This window comes from Nocardia crassostreae, from assembly GCF_001613405.1.
GTDB lineage: Bacteria > Actinomycetota > Actinomycetes > Mycobacteriales > Mycobacteriaceae > Nocardia > Nocardia crassostreae.
The window spans coordinates 56,473-81,892 of record NZ_BDCH01000002.1; the positions used below are offsets into that span (position 1 = coordinate 56,473).

Below are 25,420 nucleotides of genomic sequence, written 5' to 3' on the forward strand. Positions count from 1 at the left end.
TGTTTCAGTTGTCCGTATCCGATTTCACCGTGTCACCCGTTCTCAGGGTGCCGGTTTCTTGCAGGTACGCGGCCAGCTTGTCAGGACAGTACGTTTCAATGGCCAGCGCGGTGGCGGTGAAGACCACGCTGTCGGCGATGACCGGCCGGTTGCCCGGACCGCTGGCGCCATTGCTGATGGCCGCCTGATAGCGCGCCTTGATCAGCGGCGAGTCGGGATCCTGGCACACCAGTCCGCCGTCGACACCGAGCGAATCGGCGATGGCCCGCGGTTCCGGCGCGGCGATACCGGCCTCGGTGAGCCGGGAGTGCAGCACCTCCGCCTTGCGCAGCGCCGCCTCGGAACCGCGCTCCTGTTTGAAGATGATCGTCCCGATAATGGCGACGACCACGAGGATCACCGCGACCATCAGATACGTCGTCCGCCGCACCCGTTGCGGCGCACCGCCATCAGCGGTCATGCCAGCGCCTCCTCGGGAACATCGGTCTTCCAACCGGGTTTGCGGAACTTGAGGAACAGGAACGGAATCAGCAGGCCGACAATGCCCATGCCGAGTCCGATCACCAGGATGTAGGTGAGGCTGTTACCGCTGCCGTACTGCGAGGGCGGCACGAACCCGATGAGGAAGGCCGCCACCGAGGAGACGGTGCCCAGCCCGCACAGCGCGATCAGGGCCGGTGCCCGGTAGCCGCGCGGATGGTCGGGCTGATTGCGGCGCAGGCGAATCGCGGCGATGAACATGAGCACGTACATGATCAGATAGACCTGCGTGGTGATGACCGACAGGATCCAGTAGGCGCTGGAGACATTGGGGATGAAGGCGTAGAGCAGCGCCAGCAGGGTGGTCACGACGCCCTGCGCCACCAGCATGTTCTGTTGCACCCCATGCTTGTTCAAGCGGGTGAGCACTGGCGGCAGATAGCCCTCCGTGCGGCCGATGAGCAGCAGGCCCTTGGACGGCCCGGCCAGCCAGGTGAGCATGCCGCCCAGGGCGGCCGCCACCAGCATGACGCCGAGAATCGGGGTGAGGAACCCGATGCCGAAGTGATTGAAGAACCCGTCGAAGGCCTGCATGACGCCCGCGGTGAGGGACAGGTTCTGCGAGGGCACCACCCAGCTGATCACCACGGCGGGCACGATGAAGATGACCAGCACCAGGGCGACGGCCAGGGCCATGGCCCGCGGGTATTCCTTGCCCGGATCGCGCAGCGAGGACACGTGCACCGCGTTCATCTCCATGCCCGCATAGGACAGGAAATTGTTGACGATGAGCACCAGGCTGGCCAGCCCGGTCCAGGCCGGGAGCAGATGCGCGGCATCCATCGGCGCGGCGGGCTCATTGCCCTGGGCGAGGAAGACGAAGCCCAGGATCACCAGCAGCGCACCGGGAATCAGGGTGCCGATGATGAGACCCATACTCGACAGTCCCGCAACGGTTTTGGTGCCTTGCGAGGAGACGAAGACCGCCGCCCAATAGATGGTGATGATGACGATGGCCACGTACACGCCGTTCGCCGCCAGCGACGGATTGATAATGTAGGCGAAAGTGCTTGCCACATACGCCAATAGGCTCGGGTAGTAGAAGATGGTCATGGCGAACTGGCACCACACCGCCAGGAATCCCATCGGCTGGGAGATGCCCTCCCCCACCCACTTGTAGACCCCGCCCGCCCATCCGGACGCGAGTTCCGCCGCCACGAAGGCCGTCGGCAGCAGGAACAGCAGCGCGGGCACCAGATACAGGAAGACACAGGCCAATCCGTAGACGGCCATGGTGGGTGAGGCCCGCAGGCTGGCCACCGAACTCGTGGTCATGAGGGCGAGGGTCACCCAGGAGATGTAATTGGTGGCCGTCGTCGGCTTGGTCACCGCGCCAGTCATCACCGGTCCTTTCCGAAGCCGTGCGATACAACTCGAAACGTGCTGGGCTGAGCCGAGATTCAGAACACCGAGAATTGGCCGACCCGCGCGAAGGTCTCCAGCGCGACCGCGCCCGATACCGAATTGCCTTTGGCGTCCGGCCCCGGCCCCCAGGCGGCGACCGAGCACTGGCCGGGCACCACGGCCAGCAGCCCGCCGCCCACCCCGCTCTTGACCGGAAGCCCTATGCGATAAGCGAATTCGCCCGCGCCGTCGTAGGTGCCGCACATGGTCATGAGCGCGGTGATGTGCCGGGCGTCATCGCGCGAGAGCAGGCGCGAGCCGTCGGCGCGCAGGCCGTGACGGGCGATGAGCAGACCGGCCTTGGCCAGCTCCGCACAGGTGATGCTGAACGAGCACTGCCGGAAGTAGTGGTCGAGGGAGAGATCCACGCTGTTGCGCATATTGCCGAAGCTCGCCATGAGGTAGGCGGTGGCGCGATTGCGGTCGCCGGTGCGCAACTCCGATTCGGCAATAACGCTGTCCACGTCCAGGACCGGATTGCCGGTCTCGGCCCGCAACAGCTCACGCAGGGCGGCCACGGCATCTCCGGTATCGGCCAGCAATTGATCAGCGATCACGATGGCGCCGGGGTTGATATAGGGATTGCGCGGAATGCCGTTCTCCAGTTGGAGCTCGATCAGGTCATTGAAGGCCAGGCCGGAGGGCTCGCGGCGCACCCGTTTCCAGATGTCGGCGTCCTTGCGGGCGAGTACCAGCGCGAGTGCGAAGGCCTTGGAAATGCTCTCGATGGCAAAGGGAATGTCCACGTCACCACCGGTATAGAGGTTTCCTTCGACGGTGGCGACAGCGAATCCGAACTGTTTGGGATCAACCGCGGCAAGGCCGGGAATGTAGTCGGCGACCGCACCCTCCCCAATGTGCGGCGTCGTGGCGGACATCACCTGCTCTATGACATGCTGATAGTCCATAGTGCTGAATAGTAACCGTTTAGCAACTATCTCTGGATTACGAAACGGTAGCTTGCTCAACCAGTTTCGATAGGCATGGATCCCGTATTGGAGGCCATATGACCGGCAATCTGGAGCCCGACGACCTATTCGCCATGCCCGGCATCAAACGCCCGGCGCCACATCGCGGATTCCCGGAACAAGAGATATTTCCCCAGGTCGCCTACCAGATCGTGCACGACGAACTACTGCTCGACGGCGTATCCCGGATGAACCTCGCGACCTTCTGCACCACCTGGGTGGACGACCAGGCCCGCCGCCTCATGAACGAATGCCTGGACAAGAACATTGTCGACAAGGACGAATACCCGCAGACCGCCGAACTCGAACAGCGCTGCGTGCGCATGGTCGCCGATCTGTGGCGCTCCCCCGATGCGGAGCGCACGCTCGGCACCTCCACCACCGGTTCCAGCGAAGCCGCCATGCTGGGCGGGCTCGCGGCCAAGTTCCGCTGGCGTAAGAACGGCGGCAAGGGCGTGCCCAACTTCGTCTGCGGGCCGGTCCAGGTGTGCTGGGAGAAGTTCGCCCGCTATTTCGATGTGGAGATCCGGCAGGTGCCGCTGCGCGGCGACCGGCTCACCATGCACCCCGACGATGTGGCCAAACACTGCGATGAGAACACCATCATGGTGGTGCCGACCTTCGGGCAGACCTTCACCGGCCTGTTCGAGGATGTCGAGGGCATCAGCAAGGCCCTGGATGCGCTGCAGGCCAAGACCGGTTTGGATATCCCGATCCATGTGGACGCGGCCAGCGGCGGTTTCCTCGCACCGTTCTGCGCGCCCGAGATCGTGTGGGACTTCCGGCTGCCGCGGGTGAAATCCATCAATGCCTCCGGGCACAAGACGGGCCTGGCGCCGCTGGGCGCGGGCTGGGCCATCTGGCGCACCGCCGCGGATCTGCCGCAGGAGCTCATCTTCAATGTCGATTATCTCGGCGGATCCATGGCCACCTTCAATCTCAACTTCTCCCGGCCCGGCGGTCAGGCCATCACCCAGTACTACGACTTCATTCGCTTGGGCCGCACCGGATATCGGCGCGTGCAGGCGGCCATCTACGCGGCCGGACAGCATCTGGCCAAGGGGCTCACCGAGGTCGGGCCGTTCGAGCTGATCCACGACGCCGATCCGCGCCGGGGCATTACCGCGGTGTCCTGGCGGCTCTCGGGTAGGGAGAACTTCAACCTCTACGACCTGTCCGATCGGCTGCGCACCCGCGGCTGGCTCATTGCCGCCTATCCGCTGCCCGCCGACCGGCAGGACGAGACCATCATGCGGGCGGTGCTGCGGCACGGATTCACCTACGACATGGCCGATCTGCTGCTGGCGGATGTGAAGCGCAGCATGAAGCTACTGCACGCGCACCCGCTCAAGACCTCGCTCATGCGCGAGGACGCGTGCGGATTCACCCACAATGCGCAGGCCGCGGTGCCCATGCCCAAGCCGGGCAAGGCGAAATCCACTGCCGGGAAGGCGAAGTCGTGACCGCCACCACCTCGAAGGCCGGGACAGCGACCAAGTACCTGACCGTCTCGGCGCTTGGATTCACCACGGCCGCATCGATTGTCACCAGTCTGCGCGGTCTGCCCATGATGGCCAAGGAAGAGATGACGATGTTCTTCTACATCGGCTTCTCGACCGTCCTGTTCCTGATTCCGGCCGGGCTGGTGGCCGCCGAGCTGGGCAGCATGTACGCTGCCAAGGCCGGTGGTCTCTACGCGTCGATCAGCGGGGCCTTCGGCAAGCGAGTGGGTTTCGCGATCATCTTCCTGTCCTGGATCCAGGTGATCGTGTTCTATCCGACCGGTATGAGCTTCGCGGCCGCGGGTGTCGCCTTCGCCTTCGACCGGCCTGATCTCGCTCAAAACCATATCTACGTGGGCATTTTCGCGATCGTCGCGTTCTGGTTGTGCACGGCCGTGGCCTTCGTGAGCAATCAGTTCGCGCTGAAGGTGACCCGCGCCGGATTCCTCGCGGGCACGGCCCTGCCCGGCATCGTCCTGGTCGCGGTCTTCATCTGGTGGATCTCCACCGGCCACTCCATCGGCTGGGAGCACACCACCGACCCGGCCGTGACGGTCGCCGACAACGGGCACGACTCACCCCGCTGGTTCCCCTATATCGCCGGGCTGTCCGGCCTGTCGTTCCTGGCGGGCATCCTGCTCAACTTCGCGGGCGTGGAATCCCAGGGCGTGCACTCGACCGAGCTGAAGAACCCCGCCAAGGGCTATCCGGCCGCCATCCTGATCGCGGCCGCCGTGGCCTTCGGCATCTTCACCCTCGGCGCGCTCGCCGTGGCGGGCATCGTCCCCTACGACAAAATCGACCTCAACACAGGCGTTTTCGATGCCTTCACCTTCGGCTTCACCGATATGATCCACTCCACCTGGCCGGTCCGCATCCTGTCGGCCCTCATCGCCTACGGCGCGCTGTCGGGCGTGCTGGCCTGGATCCTCGGCCCCAGCCGCGGCGTGCTGACCACCGCGCACGACGGCATGCTCCCGCCGGTCCTGCAGAAGGTGAATTCCCGTGGCGTACAGGTGAACATCCTCATCATCCAGGGCGTCATCGTGACCCTACTGTCCTCCATCTACCTCATCATGGACGACGTCAGCTCGGCCTTCTTCCTCATCTCCGCCATGGCCGTGAGCCTGTACCTGATCATCTACATGTTCATGTACGCCGCCGCCATCCGGCTGCGCTACACCCAGCCCGATCTCCCCCGCGCCTTCAAGATCCCCGGCGGCACCCCCGGCATGTGGATCTTCGCCGGAATCGGCTTCCTGGCGGTGGCTTTCGCCTTCATCCTGGCCTTCGTCCCGCCCTCCCAACTCCCCATCGGCAACAAGGCCACCTACATCGCCCTGGTCGCAGGCGGCGCCATCATCTTCAGCGCCGTCCCCCTGATCATCGAGAAACTGAAGAAGCCCTCCTGGATCCCACCCGACGACGTGAAGGCCAAGGCCCTGGGCCCCAGCGCCGACACCTCACATCTGACCACCGGATAGCGCTCCCCCCGGCCGCGCACCCCAGCCATACGGGGTGCGCGGTTTCTTCTGCCTATGGTCCGTAGGCTGCCGGACATGAATCCGTACACGATCTTTTCCGATATCGTCGCCGGTCTCGCGCCTACCAGCAGGGTGTACGAGGACGAGGACGTGCTGGCGTTCATGGACATTCGGCCCGTGACGCCGGGGCATGTCCTGGTGATTCCCAAGACCCCCGCGCGGAGTCTGGCGGAACTCGATCCGGCGTTGGGCGGCAAGCTGTTTCAGGTGGGGCAGCGGGTGGCGTCGGCGCTGCGGGAATCCGAGGTCGGGTGCGATGGCGTGAATTTCTTCCTGGCGGACGGGGTTACCGCGGGGCAGGAGGTCTTTCACGTGCATCTGCATGTGATTCCACGCACCCCGGGGGACGGATTCGGGTTGCGGGCGCGGCCCACCTCACCGGCGCGCGCCGACCTGGATTACCTGGCGGGATCCATTTCGGGAGCTTTGGGAAGAATCGCCAATCGGTAATAGCGAGAACGCATTACCATATCCGAACCGACTGGTTTGCCAAGGACACGCCAATAACCGAATCTTCCTCGCGGCAGCCACCTCTCGAGTTACGTTGAAATGCGTTCTTGGTGGGCTGATGGAGGTGGGGACATGCGCAGAAGAGTCGTTGCCGCAGCGATTTTCGCAATCGCCGCAAGTTTGCTGAGCCCGGTTCCAGCGTCTCCGCCAACCGCGAGCGCCGCCCAGGTCCTCCGCGTCGACGACCTCAGCCCCACTCGCTCGGCCCTGTTCATCGACTCCTCCGCCATGGGGCGCACCATCCAGGTCCAGGTGCTGCATCCGGCCGGTGGCGGCACCCGCCCCAGCTACTACCTGCTCGACGGGCTGGATCCGGGTGCGGGTCAGAGCACCTGGACCAATGCCACCGATGCCGAACCCTTCTTCGGCGGCAAGAACGTGAACGTGGTGCTGCCCATGGGCGGGCAGGCCAGCTACTACACCGACTGGATCGCCGACGACCCGCGCTTCGGCCGGTACAAGTGGGAAACCTTTCTGACACAAGAACTTCCGCCGATCATCGACGGCTACTTCGCCGGTAACGGCGTCAATGCCATCGGCGGGCTGTCCATGGGCGGCACCGCGGCTTTCGTTCTCGCCGTCCGGCATCCGAACCTGTACCGCGCCGTGGCCGGATACAGCGCCTGCCCGGACATCACGATCGCCCAGGGCGGCATGATGTTCTCCATCGCCAACCGCGGCGGCAACCCCTTCAATATGTGGGGCGCCCCCGCGAGTCCGGCCTGGGCCGAACACAATCCGTCGGTGCTGGCCGACCGCCTGCGCGGCAAGACCCTCTACCTCTCCACCGGAACCGGCCTGCCCGGTCCCCACGAGCTGGAGATCAAACCCCAACTGCCCGAGAACATCTTCTTCGGCGGCCCCATCGAATTCGGCGTCAATGCCTGCGTCACCGCCTTCGAACAGCGACTGCGCGAACTCGGCATCCCGGCCCGCATCGACTACAGCGCGGTGGGCACGCACTCCTGGTCCTATTGGCAGGACACCCTGCACGAATCCTGGCCGACCATTGGCGGCGCGATCGGCGCGTGAGCGCCGATCGCGTTCCGAAGCCGATCAACCGACCGCGACCGGCTCCGATTCTCTTGTGGTCGTGTCCTTCTCGCTGGACCTGCCGCGCAGCGCGAGAGCAATGAGCAATCCGGCCACCATTCCGGCGGCGGTGAGCAGCACGACGAGTCGTTCGCCGTCCGCCATCGCACCGAGGAGCGCTGGGCCCGACAGCCCCTCGAGTCCGATATCGGCGATGACGGTGAAAATGGCCAGTCCGATGGCATTTCCGAGATTGAGCGCGGTCGAGGCGATGCCATTGGCCACACCCTGTTCGTGCGCGGGGATTCCGGTCGCCGCGGTGATCCACATGGCCGTCCATACGATGCCCTGCCCGACGCCGGAGATGATCAGTCCGGGAACCAGCGCCCAGTAACTGCTGCCCGCGCCGAATCCGAAGGCCAGTACCACCGTCCCGGGTACGGCCACGGTGAACCCGATCAGCAGATTTCCCCGGTTGCCCCACCGCGTGGCCAGTCGCTCACCGAGCTGGGTGCCCGCGGCAATGGCCACCGAGGGCACCAGGAAGGCGAGTCCGGTCTGCAGTGCGCTGTAGCCGTGCACGCTCTGCATCAGCACCGTCAGGAAATAGGGGAGCACGCCGAAGGTCGCCATGAACAAGAAGGTGACGGTCATGCCGACGGTGAGGCTGCGATTGCGGAAGAGCCGGAACGGCATGAGCGGATCGGCGCTGCGCCGCTCGATGACGGCGAAAGCGGTCAGCAGTATGGCGGACGCCGCGAACGCGCCGACGATCACCGGTGCGCCCAGCCCATTTCGGGTCCTTCGACGAGTGCGAACACCAGCACCGTCGACCCGGCGGTGACGCTGAACGCGCCCGGCAGATCGAAGGCGCGCCGCTCGGTGCGGCGCGCATGGGTGCCCGCCTCTCTGCCTGCGGGGTTTGGACGGCGGGGCCCGCGCCGTCCGACTGTACGAGATAGTTCGTACAGTCGGACGGTACTAGAACTTACGTACGATCTGTCAAGGGATAGTTCGTGAATACTGGTACATTCGAATCATGGCCCTGAATCATCCGGCCCGCGAACAGATTCGCCTCGAGCATGTGTTGTCCGCCCTGGGCAGCCCGGTTCGGCTCGGCGCGGTGCGGATCCTCGCCCGCGGCGGCGAGCGCAACTGCTCCAGCGTGCTCAATGAACTGGAAGTGAGCGCGAAATCGACCATGACCCACCACTGGCGGGTGCTGCGCGAGGCCGGGGTTATTCGCCAAACGCCTTCCGGGCGTGAATTTTTGATCGAGTTGCGGCGCGACGATCTGGATGCCCGCTATCCGGGGCTGCTGGATGCCGTGCTGGCGGGCGCGCGCACCGAGGCCGGTGCGCCGCCGATTGCCGCGAGCTGATTCCGATCAGGTTGCGGGACGGTTGAATTCGCCGTCCTTGGCACCCGCCACGAAGGCCTTCCATTCGCCCGGTGTGAAGATCAGTACCGGGCCGTCCGGATTGCGGGAATCCCGCAATCCGACATTTCCACTGGCCAGGAAGGCGATTTCGACGCCATCGGCCTGGTCGTCACTGCGCCGCCAGACGGCATCGGATTCGATCTCGCGGTTCTTCGCTTCCACTTCCGGACACTCCCTGTGCGATCGCTGCGAGGTACTGGACGGTGATGTAGATCGCACTCATCATGCCAGTGTTTGCGAGCGGGCCGGATCGGATATTCCATTCTGTGTCAGCGGAAGGAGGTATGTGGTGCGCACGCCATGGTCGTCGCAGCGAGCCGCTCCCATCTCCGACAGCTGTGATGTCGTTCCCGAGCGGTTCACGGTGGAGATGGCCCACAGCATTCTGCGGATTCATCGAAGTTGCCCGACCGACCAGTGTGCTCGGCGGAAGGCAGCGGTTTTCTTCCTCTACGATCAGCGGCAGCATTCGGCTCAGGGACGTTCGCGTCGCCGATAACCTGACCGCCTGACCGCGAGCACCACTGCGGCGGCGACCACCGCGGTCGCCGCCACCAGGACGAAACCAGCTGGTACGCCGAGGAATACGACGAGTTCTGTGCGGTGCTCGGTCGGCCGGTAGTCGCCCGCGGACGATGCGGTGAAGGTGAAATCCGAGCTGATCTCGCCCGGATCGTGAATGACGATATCCATTTCCGTCAGGTAGTCGCGCCCGTTCACCGCGAGCTGCCGCAGCTCCGGTTCGGCCGGGTCGGTAATGCGCCCGGCGAAGTCGACGCTCACGAGCTGTCGGGTCGCATTCGGATCGGAACGCTGCACGCGGTGCGGGCCGAGCACATACAGCTTGACCGTCTGCGCGCTGGTGGCCGCACCGGACATCCGCATCGGATAGACCAGACTGTCGGCCGCGAACGTCAACCGGACCGGATCCGGTGCGCCGCGCAGCGGTTCGCCGCTGCTGAGCCGCATGGCCACGAAGGACCAGCCCTCGCTGAGATAGGGCTGCATGGTGGCGGTGACCTCCGGGCGCATGGCATAGCCATTGTCGTCCAGCCACTTCTGGATGCCCGTCAGATCGCCACCGGTGAGGGTGGCGGCCTCGAGCGGGCCGAGCTGCACCCGGCTCACCACCTCCGGTGCGCCGCTGCCCGAGGTCTCGACGGCCCCGGGAGCGAGATTGTCGCCGTCCCCGGAGCTCTGGAACAGGGCCATGCCGCCGATCCCGGCCAGCACGCTCAGGTCGCCGAACCAGTCGAGATCGGTGACGACCCGGGGTTCGGTGAGTTCCCCCAGTGCGGTGAAGGTGCTTTCGTGTCCGGCGGTCACGGTCGCCGGGGCGGGTGTCGGGACGAGCAGCGCGGCATTCTCGGAAGCGCTGTCGAATCCGAGCCGCATGAGGATGGTCTCGGTGGCGCCGTCCCAGCTCACCAGCGCGGTCTCGTCGAAGACCCGCATGGACTCCCCGGCCGGTGTGGCGACGCCGCCGCACGCACACGCCGCGGCGGGCGCGACCATCCCGATTCCCCCCCACGCCGAGCGCGGTGGCGACCACCTCGAGCAGGCGTGCTGTCATGCGCAACAGCATGGCCGCCAGGGTACCCACTAACGTGGACGCATGGCTTTGGACAGTGGTAGCGCGACCTCACAATCCGGCGCGATCGTGACGGCGCCGATCGCCAAACGGGTGCCGACCGAGCGCGTGCACCACGGCGATGTCTTCATCGATCAGTACGAGTGGCTGCGGGACAAGGAGAATTCCGAGGTCATCGCGTACTTGGAGGCCGAGAACGCCTATACCGACGCGCAGACCGAGAAGTTGCGGCCGCTGCGGGAGAAGATCTTCGAGGAGATAAAGGGCCGTACCCAGGAAACCGACCTGTCGGTGCCGACTCGCATGGGCGACTACTGGTACTACTCGCGCAGCTTCGAAGGCAAGCAGTACGGCGTGCACTGCCGCTGCCCCATCGCGGGCAAGGACGACTGGACCCCGCCGCGTCTCGAGGTCGGCACCGCGGTCCCCGGCGAGCAGGTGCTGCTGGACTCCAACGAGCTGGCCGAGGGCCACGACTTCTTCGCGCTCGGCGCCTTCTCCATCAGCCATGCGGGCGATCTGCTGGCCTTCTCCGTCGACACCGTCGGCGATGAGCGCTACGTGCTGCGGTTCAAGAACCTCGAGACCGGCGAACTGCTGGCCGACGAGATTCCCGGCACCGCGCCCGGCGCCACCTGGTCCCTGGACGGCACGCACGTCTTCTATCAGACCGTCGACGAATCCTGGCGGCCCGATACCGTGTGGCGGCACCGGCTGGGCACCGCCCAGGATGCCGACACCAAGGTCTTCCACGAGCCGGACGAGCGCTACTGGGTGAGCATCGGCGCGACCCGCTCGGAGAAGTATCTGGTGGTGTGGGTCGGCTCCAAGATCACCAGCGAGGGCTGGATCCTGGAGTCCGACAATCCCGAAGGCGAATTCCGGGTGCTGCTGCCCCGCCGCGAGGGCGTGGAGTACTCGGCCGAGCATGCCGTGGTCGGTGGCGAGGACCGCCTGCTCATCCTGCACAACGATGTCGTGGACGGAGTGAAGGCCGAGAACTTCGTACTGGCCGATGCCCCGGTCACGAATCCGGCCGATCAGACCATTCTCATTCCGCACCGCGACGATGTGCGGCTCGAGGATGTCGACGCCTTCTCCGACAAGCTGGTGCTGAGCTACCGGCGGGAGGCGCTGCCGCGCGTGGCGGCCTGGCCGCTCACCGCCGACGGCTACGGCGAGCCGAAGGAGATCGACTTCGATCTCGAGCTCTTCGCCGCCGGACTGGGCTCCAATCCGGAATGGGAACAGCCCACCCTGCGCCTGGGACTGACCTCGTTCATCACCCCCATGCAGGTCTTCGACTACGTCCCCGAGACCGGTGAACTCCTGCTCCGCAAGGAACAGCCGGTGCTCGGCGGCTACAACGCCGAAGACTATGAACAGCACCGTGATTGGGCGGTCGCCGCCGACGGCACCCGCATCCCCGTGTCGATTGTCGTCCGCAAGGACGCCAAGGGCGGGTCCGGGGGCGTCGGCTCTGCCCCGAAGCCGTTGCTGCTCTACGGTTACGGCTCCTACGAGGCCAGCATCGACCCGTCCTTCTCGGTGGCGCGGCTGTCCATGCTGGACCGCGGCATGGTCTTCGCCGTCGCCCATGTGCGCGGCGGCGGTGAGATGGGCCGCCTCTGGTACGAGCACGGCAAGACGCTCACCAAGAAGAACACCTTCACCGATTTCGTCTCCTGCGCACGGCATCTCATCGATACCGGCGTCACCACCCCCGACCGCATGATCGCCGACGGCGGCAGCGCGGGCGGCCTGCTCGTGGGCGCGGTCGCCAACCTGGCCCCCGAACTCTTCACCGGCATCCTCGCCAATGTGCCGTTCATGGACCCGCTGACCTCCATCCTGGATCCTTCTCTTCCGCTCACCGTCATCGAATGGGATGAGTGGGGTAATCCCTTGGAGGACAAGGAAGTCTACGAATACATGAAGTCCTACTCGCCGTACGAGAACGTCGAGGCCAAGGACTACCCGTCGATCCTGGCCATCACCAGCCTCAACGACACCCGCGTCCTCTACGTCGAACCCGCCAAGTGGGTCGCGGCCCTGCGCGCCACCAAGACCGGCCACTCCCAACTGCTGCTCAAGACCGAGATGTCCGCCGGTCACGGCGGTGTCAGCGGCCGCTACGAGAAGTGGAAAGAAGTAGCCTTCGAATTCGCCTGGGTCCTCGACACCGTCGGCCTCGCCGACCGGTAGAAGCTAACCGAAAGGGCGAGCAGCATTCCGCTGCTCGCCCTTTTTTCTCGTGATCAGTCGACCAATTGCGTTCTCGCGCTTACAGGATTGGCGACGGGGTGTAGCGGGCCGCTTCCGGGTTGGCCTCGACCAGCTTCTGGACCTGGTCGATGACCGCGGCGGTCTGGGCCTCGGCGGCGCCGATGAAGGCGGAGCGGTCCGCGAGGGCGGCGTCGAGGGCGGCGCGGTCCAGGGGCATACGGTCGTCGGCGGCCAGGCGGTCGAGCAGGTCGGGTTCGCGACCCTGCTCGCGCATGGCCAGGGCCACGGCCACGGCGTGCTCCTTGATGACCTCGTGGGCGGTTTCACGGCCGACACCGGCGCGGACGGCGGCCATGAGGATGCGGGTGGTGGCCAGGAAGGGCAGGTAGCGATTGAGTTCGCGGTCGATGACGGCCGGATAGGCGCCGAACTCGGCGAGGATGGTCAGGAAGGTCTCCATCATGCCGTCGATGGCGAAGAAGGCGTCCGGCAGCGCCACGCGGCGGACCACCGAGCAGAAGACGTCGCCCTCGTTCCACTGCGCGCCCGCGAGTTCCGCTGCCATGGAGCCGTAGCCGCGCAGCACGACCTGCAGGCCGTTGACGCGCTCGGCGGAGCGGGTGTTCATCTTGTGCGGCATGGCCGAGGAGCCGACCTGGCCGGGCTGGAAGCCCTCGGTGACCAGTTCGTGCCCGGCCATCAGGCGGATGGTCTGGGCGAAAGAGGAAGGGCCCGCGCCGATTTGGACCAGGGCGGAGAGCACGTCGTGGTCCAGCGAGCGGGGGTAGACCTGGCCGACGCTGGTGAAGACATTCTTGAAACCGAGGTGGTGGGCCACCTTCTGTTCCAGCTGCGCCAGTTTGGCGGCGTCGCCGCCGAGCAGATCGAGCATGTCCTGGGCGGTGCCCATGGGGCCCTTGATACCGCGCAGGGGATAGCGGTCGATGAGTTCGCGCAGGCGGGTGAGGGCAATGAGCAGCTCGTCCGCGGCCGAGGCGAAACGCTTGCCGAGGGTGGTGGCCTGGGCGGCCACATTGTGCGAGCGGCCCGCCATGACCAGGGACTGGTATTCGGCGGCGCGCTCGGTGAGGCGGGCGGCAATGGCGATGCCGTGCGCGTGGACATGCTCGAGCGAGAGCCGGATCTGCAGTTGCTCGACATTCTCGGTGAGATCGCGGGAGGTCATGCCCTTGTGCACGTGCTCGTGCCCGGCCAGGGCATTGAACTCCTCGATGCGGGCCTTCACATCGTGGCGGGTGACGCGCTCGCGCTCGGCGATGGAGGCCAGATCGACCTGGTCGATGACGCGCTCGTAGTCCTCGACCACACCGGCCGGAACGTCCACCCCCAGTTCGGCCTGGGCGCGCAGCACCTCCAGCCACAGCCGCCGCTCCAGAACGATTTTGTTCTCGGGCGACCACAGGCGCACCAATTCCGGGCTGGCGTAACGGGTGGCGAGGACGTTCGGCACAAGACTCACGTTTGCCCAGTTTACCGGCGGCGATTCGGTCCGCTTACGCGGGCGGGGCGACAATATCGATGATCTCCAGCAGCGCCCCGCGCGCCATTCGCCGGGGTTGCGGATCCGCCTCGCCGAGCGCGGTCACCACCGCGCCGTCCACCACCGCCACCAGGCGGCGGGCCTGCTCGGTCCGGACCACCCGATCGGAGCGGCGCAGCACGTCGCCCAGCAACTCGTCGAGCTGGGCCCGTAGTCGGAGTTGCACTTCGCGTAGTTCCGGGTGGCGGGCCGACGCCACCGAACGTTCGTAGCGGGCAATGAGCTGGCCGCGGGCATCCGCGTCCGGATTCTCCGGGCCGACGAGCAGATCCAGGACCAGATCGACCGTCGCCTCGGCCCCGCGGCGGCGGTGGGTCACCTCACCCACCCGGCGGCGCATGGCCTCGAGTTCGGCATTGCCGGAGAACTCCACCGCGCGGGCGATCAAATCCTCGAGCGAGTCGAAGTAATAGGTGGTGGATGCCAGCGGCAGCTCCGCCCGGGTCGCCACCGAGCGGTGCCGGACCGCCTCGAAGCCACCTTCGAGCAAGAGCTCGGCGGCAGCACAAACCAGCGCTTGGCGACGCCGTTCGCCTTTCGGAGTCGTCGCAGTGGTCACGGTGCAATCGTGCCAGTCATCATCGGTTCATCTGTGCCAAATCTGTGCGATCTGTGGTGATTCCCAGGTTTCAGGGCAATCGGACGAGCCGTGCGGAAACGCGATACTGCTGTTGTACCGCATCTGTGCGCGCTCGGGGGCGAGACCGGAAAGTCTTGGCAGATCAGGCCATATAGCGTTCCAACCGGTCCAACGCTTCCTCGATATCGGCACTCGCCCCGGCGAACGAGAAGCGAACCGTGTGCAACCCGTTGACGGTGTCGAAGTCGATACCGGGCGCCAGCGCCACCCCGGTGTGGTCGAGGACGTCGGTGCACCAGCGCATCGAATCATCGGTCAGGTGAGCGATATCCGCGTAGGCGTAGAACGCGCCGTCGGCCGGAGCGAGATCGGTGATACCCAGTTTCGGCAGCCCGGACAACAGCAGTTGCCGGTTCGCCGCATACCGGCGCACATGCCCGTCGAGCTCCTCCTTGGCCTCCGCACCGAAGGCGTGCACGGCCGCGTACTGCGAAATGGCGGGCGGGCAGACGGTCATATTCGAGGCCAGCCGCTGCAGCGCCGGGCGCAGGGTGGCGGGCACCAGCATCCAGCCCAGCCGCCAGCCGGTCATGGAGAAGTATTTCGAGACCGAACCGATCACCACGGATTCGCGGGAGGTCTCCCAGGCCGAGGCGGTCGGCTCGGTGTCGTCGTACACGATGCCGTGGTAGATCTCGTCGGAAATCAGCAGCGTGCCGTGCTCATCGCACCAGCGGGCCAGCGCCGCCAGCTCCTCCGGAGCGATCATGGTGCCGGTCGGATTGGCCGGACTCGCCACGATCAGGCCCGCGGGCGGCTCCGGCAGCGCTTCCAGCATGGCCACCGTCGGCTGGAACCGGGTCTCGGGCCCGCAGTCCAGCTCCACCACCTCGCAGCCCAGCGCGGTGAGCGTATTCCGGTAGGCCGGATAGCCGGGCCGGGCCACCACCACGGTGTCCCTCGGATCGAAGGCCGCCAGGAAGATGAGCGTGAACGCGCCGGAGGATCCGGTCGTCACCACCACATCCTCGGCGTCCACCACCACCCCGTAGGTGGACCGGTGGTGCTCGGCAATGGCCTCCCGCAACTCCAGGATTCCGAAAGTCTCGGTGTACCCCAGCAATTCGCTGTCCATTGCCTGCCGGGTAGCCCGCAGCACCGCCCGCGGCGCGGGCGTGGACGGCTGCCCGGCGGCCAGCACCAGCACATCCCCGTGTGTCCGGGCCCGTTCAGATGCTGCTTTCCAGACGTCCATCACGTAGAAAGGTGGAATGGTCGACCGGCGAGATTCGATACGCACGAGACAGACGGTAGAGCACCCGCTCCCCCGCCTGTCCCTAATGGCCCTTGGAATGGCTGAGGAGGGACGCGTGCCGGGGGGAAGAACCACCGAGGAGACCTCGGCGGGGCAGCGGTCCGCGCCGCCCGAGCCCGAGACCAATGGAAAACAGCCGCTCGCCACCGCCGCGGCCACGACCACATCGGGCCCGAACGGGAGCAAGCCCGCTGAACACCAGACCGCAACGGACGCGCCGGTTGACGGCGACATGGATTACGAGGAGCCGGACGAGGGCTCTGCGGCGGACGCGCGCGATCGCGGGTTTCGGATAGGGGCGGGCAACTACGTCCCGGGTGTACGGAATCAGCTGGCGGCGCGGCGGGACGCGGGGGCTCGGGAGCGGCTCGCACAGGCCGTGCGGGCTTCTGGCGAGGATGTGGCGTGGGCACGCGCGCAGGTGTTCCTGGCGCGCGATCGCGGAATGGAGCTGTGGGGACGGCGGCCCAGGTCGCGCGCGGAGGTCGAGAATCTGGTCGGGCAGGGGCGGGACGAGGTGCGGCGACAGGCGCCGGTGGCGCGGGAGTGGGCGGTGCGGCATCGGGGGTTGATCGCGGGGGTGGCGGCGGTGTGGAACCCGGTGTGGCGCTGCGGGTTCCGACGGCGCACCCGTTGCAGGTGCAGATGCCCGCGTCGACGACGAAGCGGTATCTGGATGCCATTGCCAATGGTGAGCGGATTCGTGAGCAGGCGGTGGTGGCCGCCGCGGCGCGGGCCACGCTGGAGCGGGCCAAGGCGGAGGCGGCCGCGGCGGTGGCCGGGGAGTATCAGCCGTGGATGACGGCGGGGACCGATCCCACCTTCGTGCTGCCGGGTGTCGGGGCGTTCACGCTGCCCGCGCGGGGGGCGTTCACCTCCGGGTTCGGGCCGCGGTGGGGGACGTTCCACGCGGGCATCGATATCGCGGCCCCGCTCGGGTCACCCATCTACGCGGTGGCGGCGGGCACGGTCGTCGAGGCCGGACCGGCACAGGGGTTCGGGCTGTGGGTGCGGATCCGGCACGACGACGGGACGATCTCCGTGTACGGGCACATGTACGACTTCTTCGTCTCCGTGGGCGAGCGCGTCCCGGCGGGCATGCAGATCGCCCGCATCGGCAATCGCGGCGACTCCACCGGCCCGCACCTGCATTTCGAGATCATCCAGAACGGCCAGCGGGTGGACCCGCAGGCCTGGCTCGCGCTGCACGGACTGCGGCTGGGCTAGGCAGCCCGGCGAGTTCAGACCGCCGGGGTGGGCACGCTGATGCGACCCTCGGTGGCGGCCAGCGCGATATCCGTGCGGAAGTGCCCGCCCGGGAGCTTGATGGTGGCGAGCCGGTCGTAGGCGTTCTTGCGCGCCTCGGCGAGGTCCGCGCCCTGGCCGACGACGGAGAGCACGCGGCCGCCCGCGGAGATCAACGCGCCGTCGGCGCGCTGCGCGGTGCCCGCGTGCAGGACCTCGGATTCGGTTCCGGTGCCGGAGGATTCGGCGCCGGTGATGACATCGCCGGTGCGCGGGCGGGCCGGATAGTTCTCGGCGGCCACGACGACAGTGACGGCGGAGCCATCCTTCCAGCGCGGCGCGGCCACCTGATCGAGGGCGCCGGTGGCGGTGGCGTTCAGCAGTTCGCCCAGCGGGCTGTCGAGCATGGCCAGCACGGCCTGGGTCTCGGGATCGCCGAAGCGGCAGTTGAATTCGACCACCGCCGGGCCGTTCTGGCCGATGGCCAGGCCCGCGTAGAGCAGGCCGCTGAACGGCACGCCCCGGCGAACCATTTCCGCCGCAACGGGTTTCACCACATCCTCGACAATGGCGGCGGCGGTCTCGTCGGACAGCCACGGCAGCGGGGTGTACGCGCCCATACCGCCGGTATTGGGCCCGGTGTCCCCGTCGCCGACGCGCTTGTGATCCTGCGCGGGCAGCAGCGGCACCACGGTCTCACCGTCGACCAGGCAGAACAGCGACACCTCGGGGCCGTCCAGGAAGGATTCCAGCAGCACCGGATGCCCCTGCTCCAGCAGTTCCGCGCCGTGCTCGCGGGCCACCGACCGATCCGGCGTCACCACGACGCCCTTACCAGCGGCCAGCCCGTCGTCCTTCACGACCCAGGTCGGCCCGAACCGATCCAGGGCGGCATCCAGCTCACCCGGGTGATCGACGATCTCGCTGTGCGCGGTGCGCACGCCCGCAGCATTCATCACGTCCTTGGCGAACGCCTTCGACCCCTCGATGCGGGCGGCCGCGGCCGACGGTCCGAAGCAGGCGATTCCGGCCTCGCGCACCGCATCCGCGACGCCGAGCACCAGCGGCACCTCCGGTCCGATGACCACGAGATCGGCGGCCAGCTCGCGCGCCAGCTCGGTCACCTCGGCGCCGGAGGAGGCGTCCACCGGCCGCACCTCGGCATGCTGGGCGATACCGGCATTGCCGGGCGCCGCGTACACCGCGGTCACCGCCGGGTCCTTGCGCAGGGCGAGGACGAGGGCATGTTCACGGGCTCCGGAGCCGACGACGAGTACGCGCACGACCGACAGCTTAGAGGGTGCTGTCGACACTGATCATGGCGGTTGTTCGGCCACCGGAACCGCACCGCCGCGTCACCGAGCGGTCGGCTGGAGTTCAGTGCGCGGGGCTACCTCGCCGGGGATGATGGAGGGTGGCGACCGTCACCGCGAGCGATCTGAGGATGTGCCTGCTATGGGCTTGATCGACGGAATCATGGGCAATGCGGGACGTATCGATCCCGCGGGGGCCCAACAGGAATACGGCAAACTTCTCGGTCAGGGCGAACAGATCTACGCGGCGTACCTCCTCGTGCGCGATGCCATGCTGTTCACCAACCGCCGCTTGATCCTGGTCGACAAGCAGGGCCTGACCGGCCGCAAGGTCAGCTATCACAGCGTCCCGTACCGGGCCATCACGCATTTCTCGGTGGAGACGGCGGGCACCTTCGATCTGGACGCCGAACTGGTCATCTGGATTTCGGGCTCGCACGAGCCGCTGCAGAAGCGGTTCAACCGCCAGGTCGACATCTACGAGGTGCAGGGCATCCTGTCGCATTTCGTCGCGGTGTAGGTGGGGCGCGCGATGCGAGATTCCGCGTAATCTCCCGAGCATGGCTTCTGTTTTCTCCGCAATCATCAACGGCCAGCTGCCGGGCCGCTTCGTCTGGGAGGACGACGAATTCGTCGCATTCCTGACCATCGCCCCGGTGACGCAGGGTCACACGCTGGTGGTGCCGCGCCAGGAGATCGACCAGTGGCAGGACGTCGATCCGCAGACCTTCGCGCGCATGACCGGCCTCGCCCAGAAGATCGGCCAGGCGGTGCGGGCGGCGTGGGACGCGCCGCGCGCGGGCCTGCTGATCGCCGGACTGGAAGTACCGCACCTGCACGTCCACGTCTTCCCGGCCTTCGAACTCGGTGATTTCGATATCACCGGCGCGGACCCGGATCCGAGCAAGGAATCCCTCGACGAGGCCCAGGCCAAGATCAAGCAGGCGCTGCGCGATCTGGGTTACGGAGCCAATGTGCCCGCCTGATCCCGGGGCAGCCGCACGGTGAAGGTGGCGCCTTCGCCCGGGACGCTGGTCACCGTGACCGTACCGCCGTGCGCGGTGACCAGCGCCTGCACGATCGACAGCCCCAATCCGGTGCCGCCGCGCTCCCGGCTGCGGGAGGCGTCGGTGCGATAGAAACGTTCGAAGACCCGCTCGGCCTGGTCGGGATCCAGTCCGGGCCCGGTATCGCGCACCTCCAGCAGCACCTCGTCGGCGGCGGGGGTGAGCCGCACCGTGACCGCGGCGGCCACGGGGGTGTGCACCAGCGCGTTGTTGATCAGATTCGCCAAGACCTGCCGCAGCCTCGGCTCATCGCCGAGGATCTCCAGAGTTCCCGCGCCGGAACCGATCTCCAGACCGATCTGCCGCTGCGGACCGTCGGGATGCTGGACCGCCGCGACCGCGCGCGCACTGTGCACCGCATCGCTGGCCAGCGCCAGCAGATCCACCGGGCGCCGCTCCACCGGCCGGTGCGCGTCCAGCCGCGCCAGCATGAGCAGATCCTCGACCAGCAGGCCCATGCGATGGGATTCGTGCTCGATGCGATCCATGAGCACACCGGAATCGGTCAGTGCGCCTTGCCTATACAGCTCCGAGAAGCCCCTGATGGTGGTCAGCGGCGTCCGCAGCTCATGACTGGCGTCGGCGACGAAGCGCCGCATCTTGGCCTCGGAGCGCCGCGCCGCCTCCTCCGAGGCCTCGGTGGCGGCGAAGGCCTGCTGGATCTGGGTGAGCATGGTGTTGAGCGACTGCGAGAGGTGATCGACCTCGGTATCGGTGCCGCGCACCGGAACTCGCCGATGCAGATCGCCGCCAGCAATGGCCGCGGCCGTCTCCTCCACCTGCCGCAGCGGCCGCAGGCTGCGCCGGATCACCAGCCGGGCCAGGACCGCCAGCAGGGCCAGCACCAGCGCCCCGATCACCGCTTGCAGCAAGACCAGTCGCTCCAGCACGGATTGGGTGCCGTCCAGTCGCAGCGCCACCGTGCTGGTGCCATTGTTGTTGTGCACCTGGATGACCCGCCACTTCTCCCCCGCATCGCCCACCGAGCCGACCGTGACCGGTCGCGAGCCGAGATCGCCGGGCACATCCGGCTGCCTGTCGCCGACATTGAGGTGCAGCGTCACCTCGCCCGTCGAATCCTGTACGCGCACATAGAAGAGGTTGGGCGGCCGCTCCCGCTGGTCCGGCGGCTCGGGCAATGGCGTCGGCGGTTTCGCGCGCGGTGAGGCCCAGGTGGTGGCCGCCTCGTACAGCTGCTGATCGAGGCGATCCACGAGCACGTTCCGCATGAGCGTGGTGACCACGAATCCGGAGACGAGCAGCCCGACCCCCACCAGCGTCACCAGTGCCACCACCAGTGTGGTGCGCAGCGGCACCGCCGCCAGCCGCCCCGAAACCCGCTCCCGCACGGTCATTTCGCGACCGGCTCCGCTCATTTGGGCACCGGCCGGGGCTCCCGCATGACGTACCCCACCCCGCGCAGCGTGTGGATCAATCGCTCCGGCCCCGTGTCGACCTTCTTCCGCAGATACGACACATAGGTCTCCACCACCCCGACCTCCCCGCCGAAGTCGTAGCGCCACACGTGATCCAGAATCCGCGGCTTGCTCAGCACCGTCCCCGCATTGACCATGAAATACCGCAGCAGCGTGAACTCGGTGGGCGACAAGGCGACCGGCTCCCCCGCCTTCCACACCTCGTGCGTATCGTCGTCGAGCTCGATATCGGCGAACCGCAGCCGCGACGACTTCTCCTCCGGCGCGCCCACTCCCGCCCGCCGCAGAATCACCCGCAGCTGCGCCACCACCTCCTCGAGGCTGAACGGCTTGGTCACATAGTCATCGGCCCCCAGCGTGAGCCCGGTGATCTTGTCCTCGACCTCGTCCCGCGCGGTCAGGAACAGCACCGGCGCCTCGATCCCATCGGCCCGCAGCCGCCGCAGCAACCCGAACCCGTCCATCCCCGGCATCATCACGTCCAGCACCATCGCATCCGGCCGAAACGTCCTGGCCCGATCCAGCCCCTCGCTCCCGCTCCCCGCGGTGGCCACCTCGAACCCCTGGAACCGCAAACTGACCGAGAGCAACTCGACGATCATGGGCTCGTCGTCGACTACCAGAATTCTGGCCTCGGGTTCGCGCGCGGCGGGCAGACCTGTCATGCCTTCATCCTGCGACCACCCGCCGCGAACTCCCTGTACCTTCGCTGGGAGTTTCCTGGGAACGGCCACCCGCGGTCCAGTAAAAAAGTCAGGGTCCCTGCCGCGGTTGGCGGCAGGGACCCGTGGAGCCCCCCGTCGGGATTGAACCGACGACCTTCGCTTTACAAGAGCGGTGCTCTACCACTGAGCTAGGGAGGCGGAAGCGGTGCCCATCATAACCGGGTGGACCGGCTGCGCGGAAAAAGCCGGTTTGCCACGGTCGGGCCGATAGCTGCGGGCGATACCGAATTACGGCCGCGCGGCGCTGGTGGCACCGCACGGCCGTATTCGGAAGCCGTTCTGCGCAGTATCGGGCTAACCACAGTTTCTAGGATTGAGCCGCCTGACGTGCCGCATCGTCGGCGGCCATGGCATCACGCAGGCTCTTCGGACGCATATCCGTCCAGTTCTTCTCGACGTACTCCACGCATGCGGCGCGGGAGTCCTCGCCGAACACGACTCGCCAACCCGCCGGAACCTCGGCGAAGGTCGGCCACAGGGAGTGCTGTTCCTCGTCGTTGACCAGGACGAAGAACCGGCCGTCTTCGTCGTCGAAAGGATTGGTGCTCATTTCACCTCACTGGATACTGGCGCTGTGTACGGGAACGCTGAAGGATCGATTCCGGTGCTGGTTTGGACCACAGCAACGGAGCGAACCCCCGACGTTGGATTCGACCCTAGCAAGGCGGGCGTTACGCCAGGGCGGTTACCTTCACCCAGCGAAGAATTCCAGCAGGATCTTGTTCACAGTCTCGGGGCGCTCCAGATAGCCGAAATGGCCTGCATCCGGGACTTCCTGGTAGCGGGCGCCCGGAATCACCTCGGCGACCTCGCGGGAGAGGTAGGGCGGGATCATCCGGTCATCGGCGAAACCGACCGATAGGCACGGCACGGTGATATTCCGATAGGCCGCCGTGCGGTCGAAATCATGGTCCATGCGGCGCTGTGCGCGCACGCCCGGCACGACCGGGCCGCCGGTGAACTCGAACAGATCCAGCCAGTCGCGGGCCGCATTGGTGTCGGCCATGGTGGCCGGGGACAGATTCATGAGGGCGGTGATGGCGGCCTCGTACTTGGCGGGCAGCCGCACGCCGGAGGCGTCGAATTCGTGCTCACCGAACGACAGCGTCTTCTGGAACTGGTCGAGGCGGGCGTGCCCGGCCAGGAAGACGGCCTTGCGGACCAGATCCGGGCGGGCCAGGGCCAGCTCCTGGGCCACGCGCGAGCCCATGGACTGCCCGACCACCAGGGCCGGGCCCTCGTCCAGGAATTCGATGAGGGCGGCGGTATCGCGCACCAGCTCGTCGATGGTCATACCGTGCGCGGCCTCGAAAGACGGTGCGATACCGCGATTGTCGAAGGTGCAGACCCGGTAACCGGCCGCGACCAGCGCGGGCACCTGATGCAGCTCCCACACCCGGCCCGGGCTGCCGGTGCCCATGATCATGACGACCAGCGGCCCGCCGCCCTTGACGTCGGTGCCCTTGGCGCGGTCCCCCTTGACCTGGTAGTTCAGCGAGATTCCGTTCACCGTTGCCAACGGCATTGCTCAGACCCCTTCATCAGGACGTGCGACTGCTGCTTCCGCCCACCGTATCGGTTCCCGGCCCGGTCCGTTTCGGCCCGGCGGCGAACGCCCCGGTGGAGACACAGTTCGAGCTCGCTCTGCACCGAGCGGACGGTTCCCGATTCACCGGCAGATACGATGGAACTCTCGTAACCGAGGCAAACTCCCCGAGAGGACATGATGATGGCCGCGAAGAGCAGCGCCAACGACATCGCGGACGACGATCTGGAACCGCTCGCCGATGAAACCGCCCGTCAGGCTCAGCGCGTGGTGGCCGCCTATGCGACCGACGCCGACGAGTGCCGCATGCTGCTGTCGATGCTGGGCATCGGTCCGAACGCTCGAGGCGAATGACCCGTGAACCCGGATAGCTCCGGCTCGGGTTTCGTCGTCGTCGCCAACCGGCTTCCGGTCGACCTGGAACGACTACCCGATGGCACCACCCGCTGGAAGCGCAGTCCGGGCGGCCTGGTGACCGCACTGGAGCCGGTGCTGCGCAACAACAAGGGCGCCTGGGTCGGCTGGGCGGGCGTACCGGATGTGGATATCGACCCGATCGTCGAGGACGGTCTGGAACTGCATCCGGTGCCGCTGTCCTCCGACGAGGTCGCCGACTACTACGAGGGCTTCTCCAATGCCACGCTGTGGCCGCTGTATCACGATGTGATCGTGCGGCCGGTCTACGACCGCACCTGGTGGCAGGCCTACGTGCAGGTGAACCGCCGTTTCGCCGAGCACACCGCCAAGGTGGCCGCCGAGGGCGCGACCGTCTGGGTGCAGGACTATCAGCTGCAGCTGGTGCCCAAGATGCTGCGCATGCTGCGGCCGGATCTGACCATCGGCTTCTTCCTGCACATTCCGTTCCCGCCGGTGGAACTGTTCATGCAGATGCCGTGGCGCACCGAGATCGTGGAGGGTCTGCTCGGCGCGGACCTGATCGGCTTCCATCTGCCCGGCGGCGCGCAGAACTTCCTGTATCTGGCCAGAAGGCTTGCCGGACAGCCGACTTCGCGCGGCAATGTGGGCGTGCGCTCCAAACTCGGTGTGGTGCAGGTGGGTTTCCGCACCGTGCGGGTGGGCGCGTTCCCCATCTCCATCGCCTCCACCGAGCTCGACGAGTATTCGCGGCGGCGCTCCGTACGTGAGCGGGCCGCGAAAATCCGTGCGGAACTGGGCAATCCGAAGACGATCCTGCTGGGCGTCGACCGCTTGGACTACACCAAGGGCATCGATATCCGGCTGGCCGCGCTGGAGGAGCTGCTGGCCGAGGGCCGCGTCGATCCCGAGGACACGGTGATGGTGCAGCTGGCCACCCCGAGCCGGGAACGCGTCGAGTCCTATATCCAGATGCGCGGCGATATCGAACGCCAGGTGGGCCGGATCAATGGCGAGTACGCCCGGGTGGGCTATCCCGTCGTGCACTATCTGCACCGCCCCATCCCGCGCGAGGAGCTCATCTCCTTCTTCGTGGCCGCCGATGTCATGGTGGTGACGCCGCTGCGCGATGGCATGAATCTGGTGGCCAAGGAGTACGTGGCTGCCCAGGGCGGCCTGTCCGGCGCGCTGGTGCTGAGCGAATTCACCGGTGCGGCAGCGGAATTGCGGCAGGCGTACCTGTGCAATCCGCATGACCTGGACAGCGTCAAAGAGGCCATTGCCGCGGCCATCGAGGACGACCGCGACACCCGGCGCCGCCGCATGCGCTCGCTGCGCCGCCAGGTGCTCACCCACGATGTGGACCGCTGGGCCCGCGCTTTCCTGGACGCGCTGGCCCAGGACCGCGTGGCGGGCAGCGCACTGCTCACCGACGACGACGTCGATCCGGGCCTGCGGCGCTGAAACACCTTGCACGGCAACCCCTGCCATCCACCGAT

At 66.8% G+C, this 25,420-nt stretch carries 25 protein-coding genes and 1 tRNA gene; 11 read left to right on the forward strand and 15 right to left on the reverse strand.

The genetic code is table 11. The annotated features are described in order from the left end of the window. Positions 1-4: 4 nt before the first annotated feature. Genes NC4_RS01020 through NC4_RS01030 form a run of 3 tightly spaced genes read right to left on the reverse strand, consistent with a single transcriptional unit; the run spans position 5 to position 2,852 of the window. The gene (locus NC4_RS01020) at positions 5-460 is read right to left on the reverse strand and encodes a hypothetical protein (RefSeq protein WP_067531219.1); all 456 of its coding nucleotides are present in this window, start codon (positions 458-460) and stop codon (positions 5-7) included. Next, positions 457-1,881 (reverse strand): glutamate/gamma-aminobutyrate antiporter GadC, encoded by a 1,425-nt coding sequence (gene gadC, locus NC4_RS01025; RefSeq protein WP_067531221.1) that lies wholly within the window; start codon positions 1,879-1,881, stop codon positions 457-459. The genes NC4_RS01020 and gadC overlap by 4 nt, the downstream gene beginning before the upstream one ends. A gap of 59 nt (positions 1,882-1,940) precedes the next feature. Then, positions 1,941-2,852 carry a glutaminase gene (locus tag NC4_RS01030; protein ID WP_067531223.1) on the reverse strand — a complete coding sequence of 304 codons (912 nt, stop codon included), beginning with the start codon at positions 2,850-2,852 and terminating at the stop codon, positions 1,941-1,943. Positions 2,853-2,950: 98 nt separating this feature from the next. On the opposite strand from NC4_RS01030, the gene gad reads away from it, so the two are divergent. The 4 genes from gad (at position 2,951) to NC4_RS01050 (ending at position 7,500) form a co-directional block, all read left to right on the forward strand. Beyond that, positions 2,951-4,375, forward strand: a complete 1,425-nt coding sequence (gad, locus tag NC4_RS01035; RefSeq protein WP_067531225.1) for a glutamate decarboxylase — start codon at positions 2,951-2,953, stop codon at positions 4,373-4,375. Beyond that, positions 4,372-5,898, forward strand: a complete 1,527-nt coding sequence (locus tag NC4_RS01040; RefSeq protein ID WP_067531227.1) for an amino acid permease — start codon at positions 4,372-4,374, stop codon at positions 5,896-5,898. The genes gad and NC4_RS01040 overlap by 4 nt, the downstream gene beginning before the upstream one ends. 75 nt (positions 5,899-5,973) lie before the next feature. Then, positions 5,974-6,408: an HIT family protein gene (locus NC4_RS01045; RefSeq protein WP_067531229.1), complete on the forward strand. Its 435-nt coding sequence runs from the start codon at positions 5,974-5,976 to the stop codon at positions 6,406-6,408. Between the two features lie 132 nt (positions 6,409-6,540). Then, the gene (locus NC4_RS01050) at positions 6,541-7,500 is read left to right on the forward strand and encodes an alpha/beta hydrolase (RefSeq protein ID WP_067531231.1); all 960 of its coding nucleotides are present in this window, start codon (positions 6,541-6,543) and stop codon (positions 7,498-7,500) included. Between the two features lie 24 nt (positions 7,501-7,524). Here the strand turns inward: NC4_RS01050 and NC4_RS01055 are convergent, their stop codons facing one another. Further along, positions 7,525-8,277: an MFS transporter gene (locus NC4_RS01055; RefSeq protein WP_218020874.1), complete on the reverse strand. Its 753-nt coding sequence runs from the start codon at positions 8,275-8,277 to the stop codon at positions 7,525-7,527. A 262-nt stretch (positions 8,278-8,539) separates the two neighbouring features. Between NC4_RS01055 and NC4_RS01060 the strand changes: the two genes are divergently transcribed. After that, positions 8,540-8,881 carry an ArsR/SmtB family transcription factor gene (locus tag NC4_RS01060; RefSeq protein WP_067531233.1) on the forward strand — a complete coding sequence of 114 codons (342 nt, stop codon included), beginning with the start codon at positions 8,540-8,542 and terminating at the stop codon, positions 8,879-8,881. Between the two features lie 6 nt (positions 8,882-8,887). On the opposite strand, the gene NC4_RS01065 is transcribed toward NC4_RS01060, so the two are convergent. Continuing rightward, on the reverse strand, positions 8,888-9,103 hold the full coding sequence (locus NC4_RS01065; protein WP_067531235.1) for a DUF397 domain-containing protein: 216 nt from the start codon (positions 9,101-9,103) through the stop codon (positions 8,888-8,890). A 312-nt stretch (positions 9,104-9,415) separates the two neighbouring features. After that, positions 9,416-10,456: a DUF2330 domain-containing protein gene (locus tag NC4_RS01070; protein WP_084528331.1), complete on the reverse strand. Its 1,041-nt coding sequence runs from the start codon at positions 10,454-10,456 to the stop codon at positions 9,416-9,418. A 100-nt stretch (positions 10,457-10,556) separates the two neighbouring features. On the opposite strand from NC4_RS01070, the gene NC4_RS01075 reads away from it, so the two are divergent. Further along, complete coding sequence (locus tag NC4_RS01075; protein ID WP_067531239.1) at positions 10,557-12,737, forward strand: S9 family peptidase; 2,181 nt, start codon at positions 10,557-10,559, stop codon at positions 12,735-12,737. Between the two features lie 79 nt (positions 12,738-12,816). Here NC4_RS01075 and purB read toward each other — a convergent pair whose 3' ends face one another. The 3 genes from purB to NC4_RS01090 form a co-directional block, all read right to left on the reverse strand. Beyond that, a complete protein-coding gene (gene purB / locus NC4_RS01080; RefSeq protein WP_067531241.1) occupies positions 12,817-14,238 on the reverse strand; it encodes an adenylosuccinate lyase in 1,422 nt (473 codons plus the stop codon). Between the two features lie 34 nt (positions 14,239-14,272). Next, entirely contained in the window at positions 14,273-14,878 is a 606-nt protein-coding gene (locus NC4_RS01085; protein WP_067531243.1) for a TetR/AcrR family transcriptional regulator, read from the reverse strand. A 163-nt stretch (positions 14,879-15,041) separates the two neighbouring features. After that, positions 15,042-16,199, reverse strand: coding sequence for a pyridoxal phosphate-dependent aminotransferase (locus tag NC4_RS01090; protein ID WP_084528332.1), 1,158 nt, complete (start codon positions 16,197-16,199; stop codon positions 15,042-15,044). 468 nt (positions 16,200-16,667) lie between these two features. On the opposite strand from NC4_RS01090, the gene NC4_RS45035 reads away from it, so the two are divergent. Further along, complete coding sequence (locus tag NC4_RS45035; protein ID WP_439957465.1) at positions 16,668-17,441, forward strand: M23 family metallopeptidase; 774 nt, start codon at positions 16,668-16,670, stop codon at positions 17,439-17,441. A 14-nt stretch (positions 17,442-17,455) separates the two neighbouring features. Here the strand turns inward: NC4_RS45035 and purD are convergent, their stop codons facing one another. Then, on the reverse strand, positions 17,456-18,742 hold the full coding sequence (gene purD / locus NC4_RS01100; protein ID WP_067531248.1) for a phosphoribosylamine--glycine ligase: 1,287 nt from the start codon (positions 18,740-18,742) through the stop codon (positions 17,456-17,458). A gap of 172 nt (positions 18,743-18,914) precedes the next feature. Here purD and NC4_RS01105 point away from each other — a divergent pair, with 172 nt between their 5' ends. Beyond that, entirely contained in the window at positions 18,915-19,292 is a 378-nt protein-coding gene (locus NC4_RS01105) for a PH domain-containing protein (protein ID WP_067531250.1), read from the forward strand. Between the two features lie 40 nt (positions 19,293-19,332). Next, entirely contained in the window at positions 19,333-19,758 is a 426-nt protein-coding gene (locus tag NC4_RS01110) for an HIT family protein (protein ID WP_067531252.1), read from the forward strand. On the opposite strand, the gene NC4_RS01115 is transcribed toward NC4_RS01110, so the two are convergent. The 5 genes from NC4_RS01115 to NC4_RS01135 all read right to left on the reverse strand — a co-directional run bounded on the left by NC4_RS01115 (position 19,734) and on the right by NC4_RS01135 (position 23,525). Next, positions 19,734-21,215: a sensor histidine kinase gene (locus tag NC4_RS01115; RefSeq protein WP_084528333.1), complete on the reverse strand. Its 1,482-nt coding sequence runs from the start codon at positions 21,213-21,215 to the stop codon at positions 19,734-19,736. The genes NC4_RS01110 and NC4_RS01115 overlap by 25 nt on opposite strands. After that, positions 21,212-21,940, reverse strand: coding sequence for a response regulator transcription factor (locus NC4_RS01120; protein ID WP_067531254.1), 729 nt, complete (start codon positions 21,938-21,940; stop codon positions 21,212-21,214). Before NC4_RS01120 ends, NC4_RS01115 begins: the two co-directional genes overlap by 4 nt. 123 nt (positions 21,941-22,063) lie before the next feature. Next, positions 22,064-22,138: transfer RNA gene (locus NC4_RS01125), tRNA-Thr, on the reverse strand. 169 nt (positions 22,139-22,307) lie between these two features. Then, positions 22,308-22,550: an MbtH family protein gene (locus tag NC4_RS01130; protein WP_067531256.1), complete on the reverse strand. Its 243-nt coding sequence runs from the start codon at positions 22,548-22,550 to the stop codon at positions 22,308-22,310. A 141-nt stretch (positions 22,551-22,691) separates the two neighbouring features. After that, positions 22,692-23,525 carry an alpha/beta fold hydrolase gene (locus NC4_RS01135; protein WP_067531258.1) on the reverse strand — a complete coding sequence of 278 codons (834 nt, stop codon included), beginning with the start codon at positions 23,523-23,525 and terminating at the stop codon, positions 22,692-22,694. Positions 23,526-23,723: 198 nt separating this feature from the next. On the opposite strand from NC4_RS01135, the gene NC4_RS39865 reads away from it, so the two are divergent. After that, positions 23,724-23,900, forward strand: a complete 177-nt coding sequence (locus tag NC4_RS39865) for a hypothetical protein (protein ID WP_157554124.1) — start codon at positions 23,724-23,726, stop codon at positions 23,898-23,900. Between the two features lie 3 nt (positions 23,901-23,903). Beyond that, a complete protein-coding gene (locus tag NC4_RS01140; RefSeq protein WP_067531259.1) occupies positions 23,904-25,385 on the forward strand; it encodes an alpha,alpha-trehalose-phosphate synthase (UDP-forming) in 1,482 nt (493 codons plus the stop codon). Positions 25,386-25,420 lie beyond the last annotated feature (35 nt).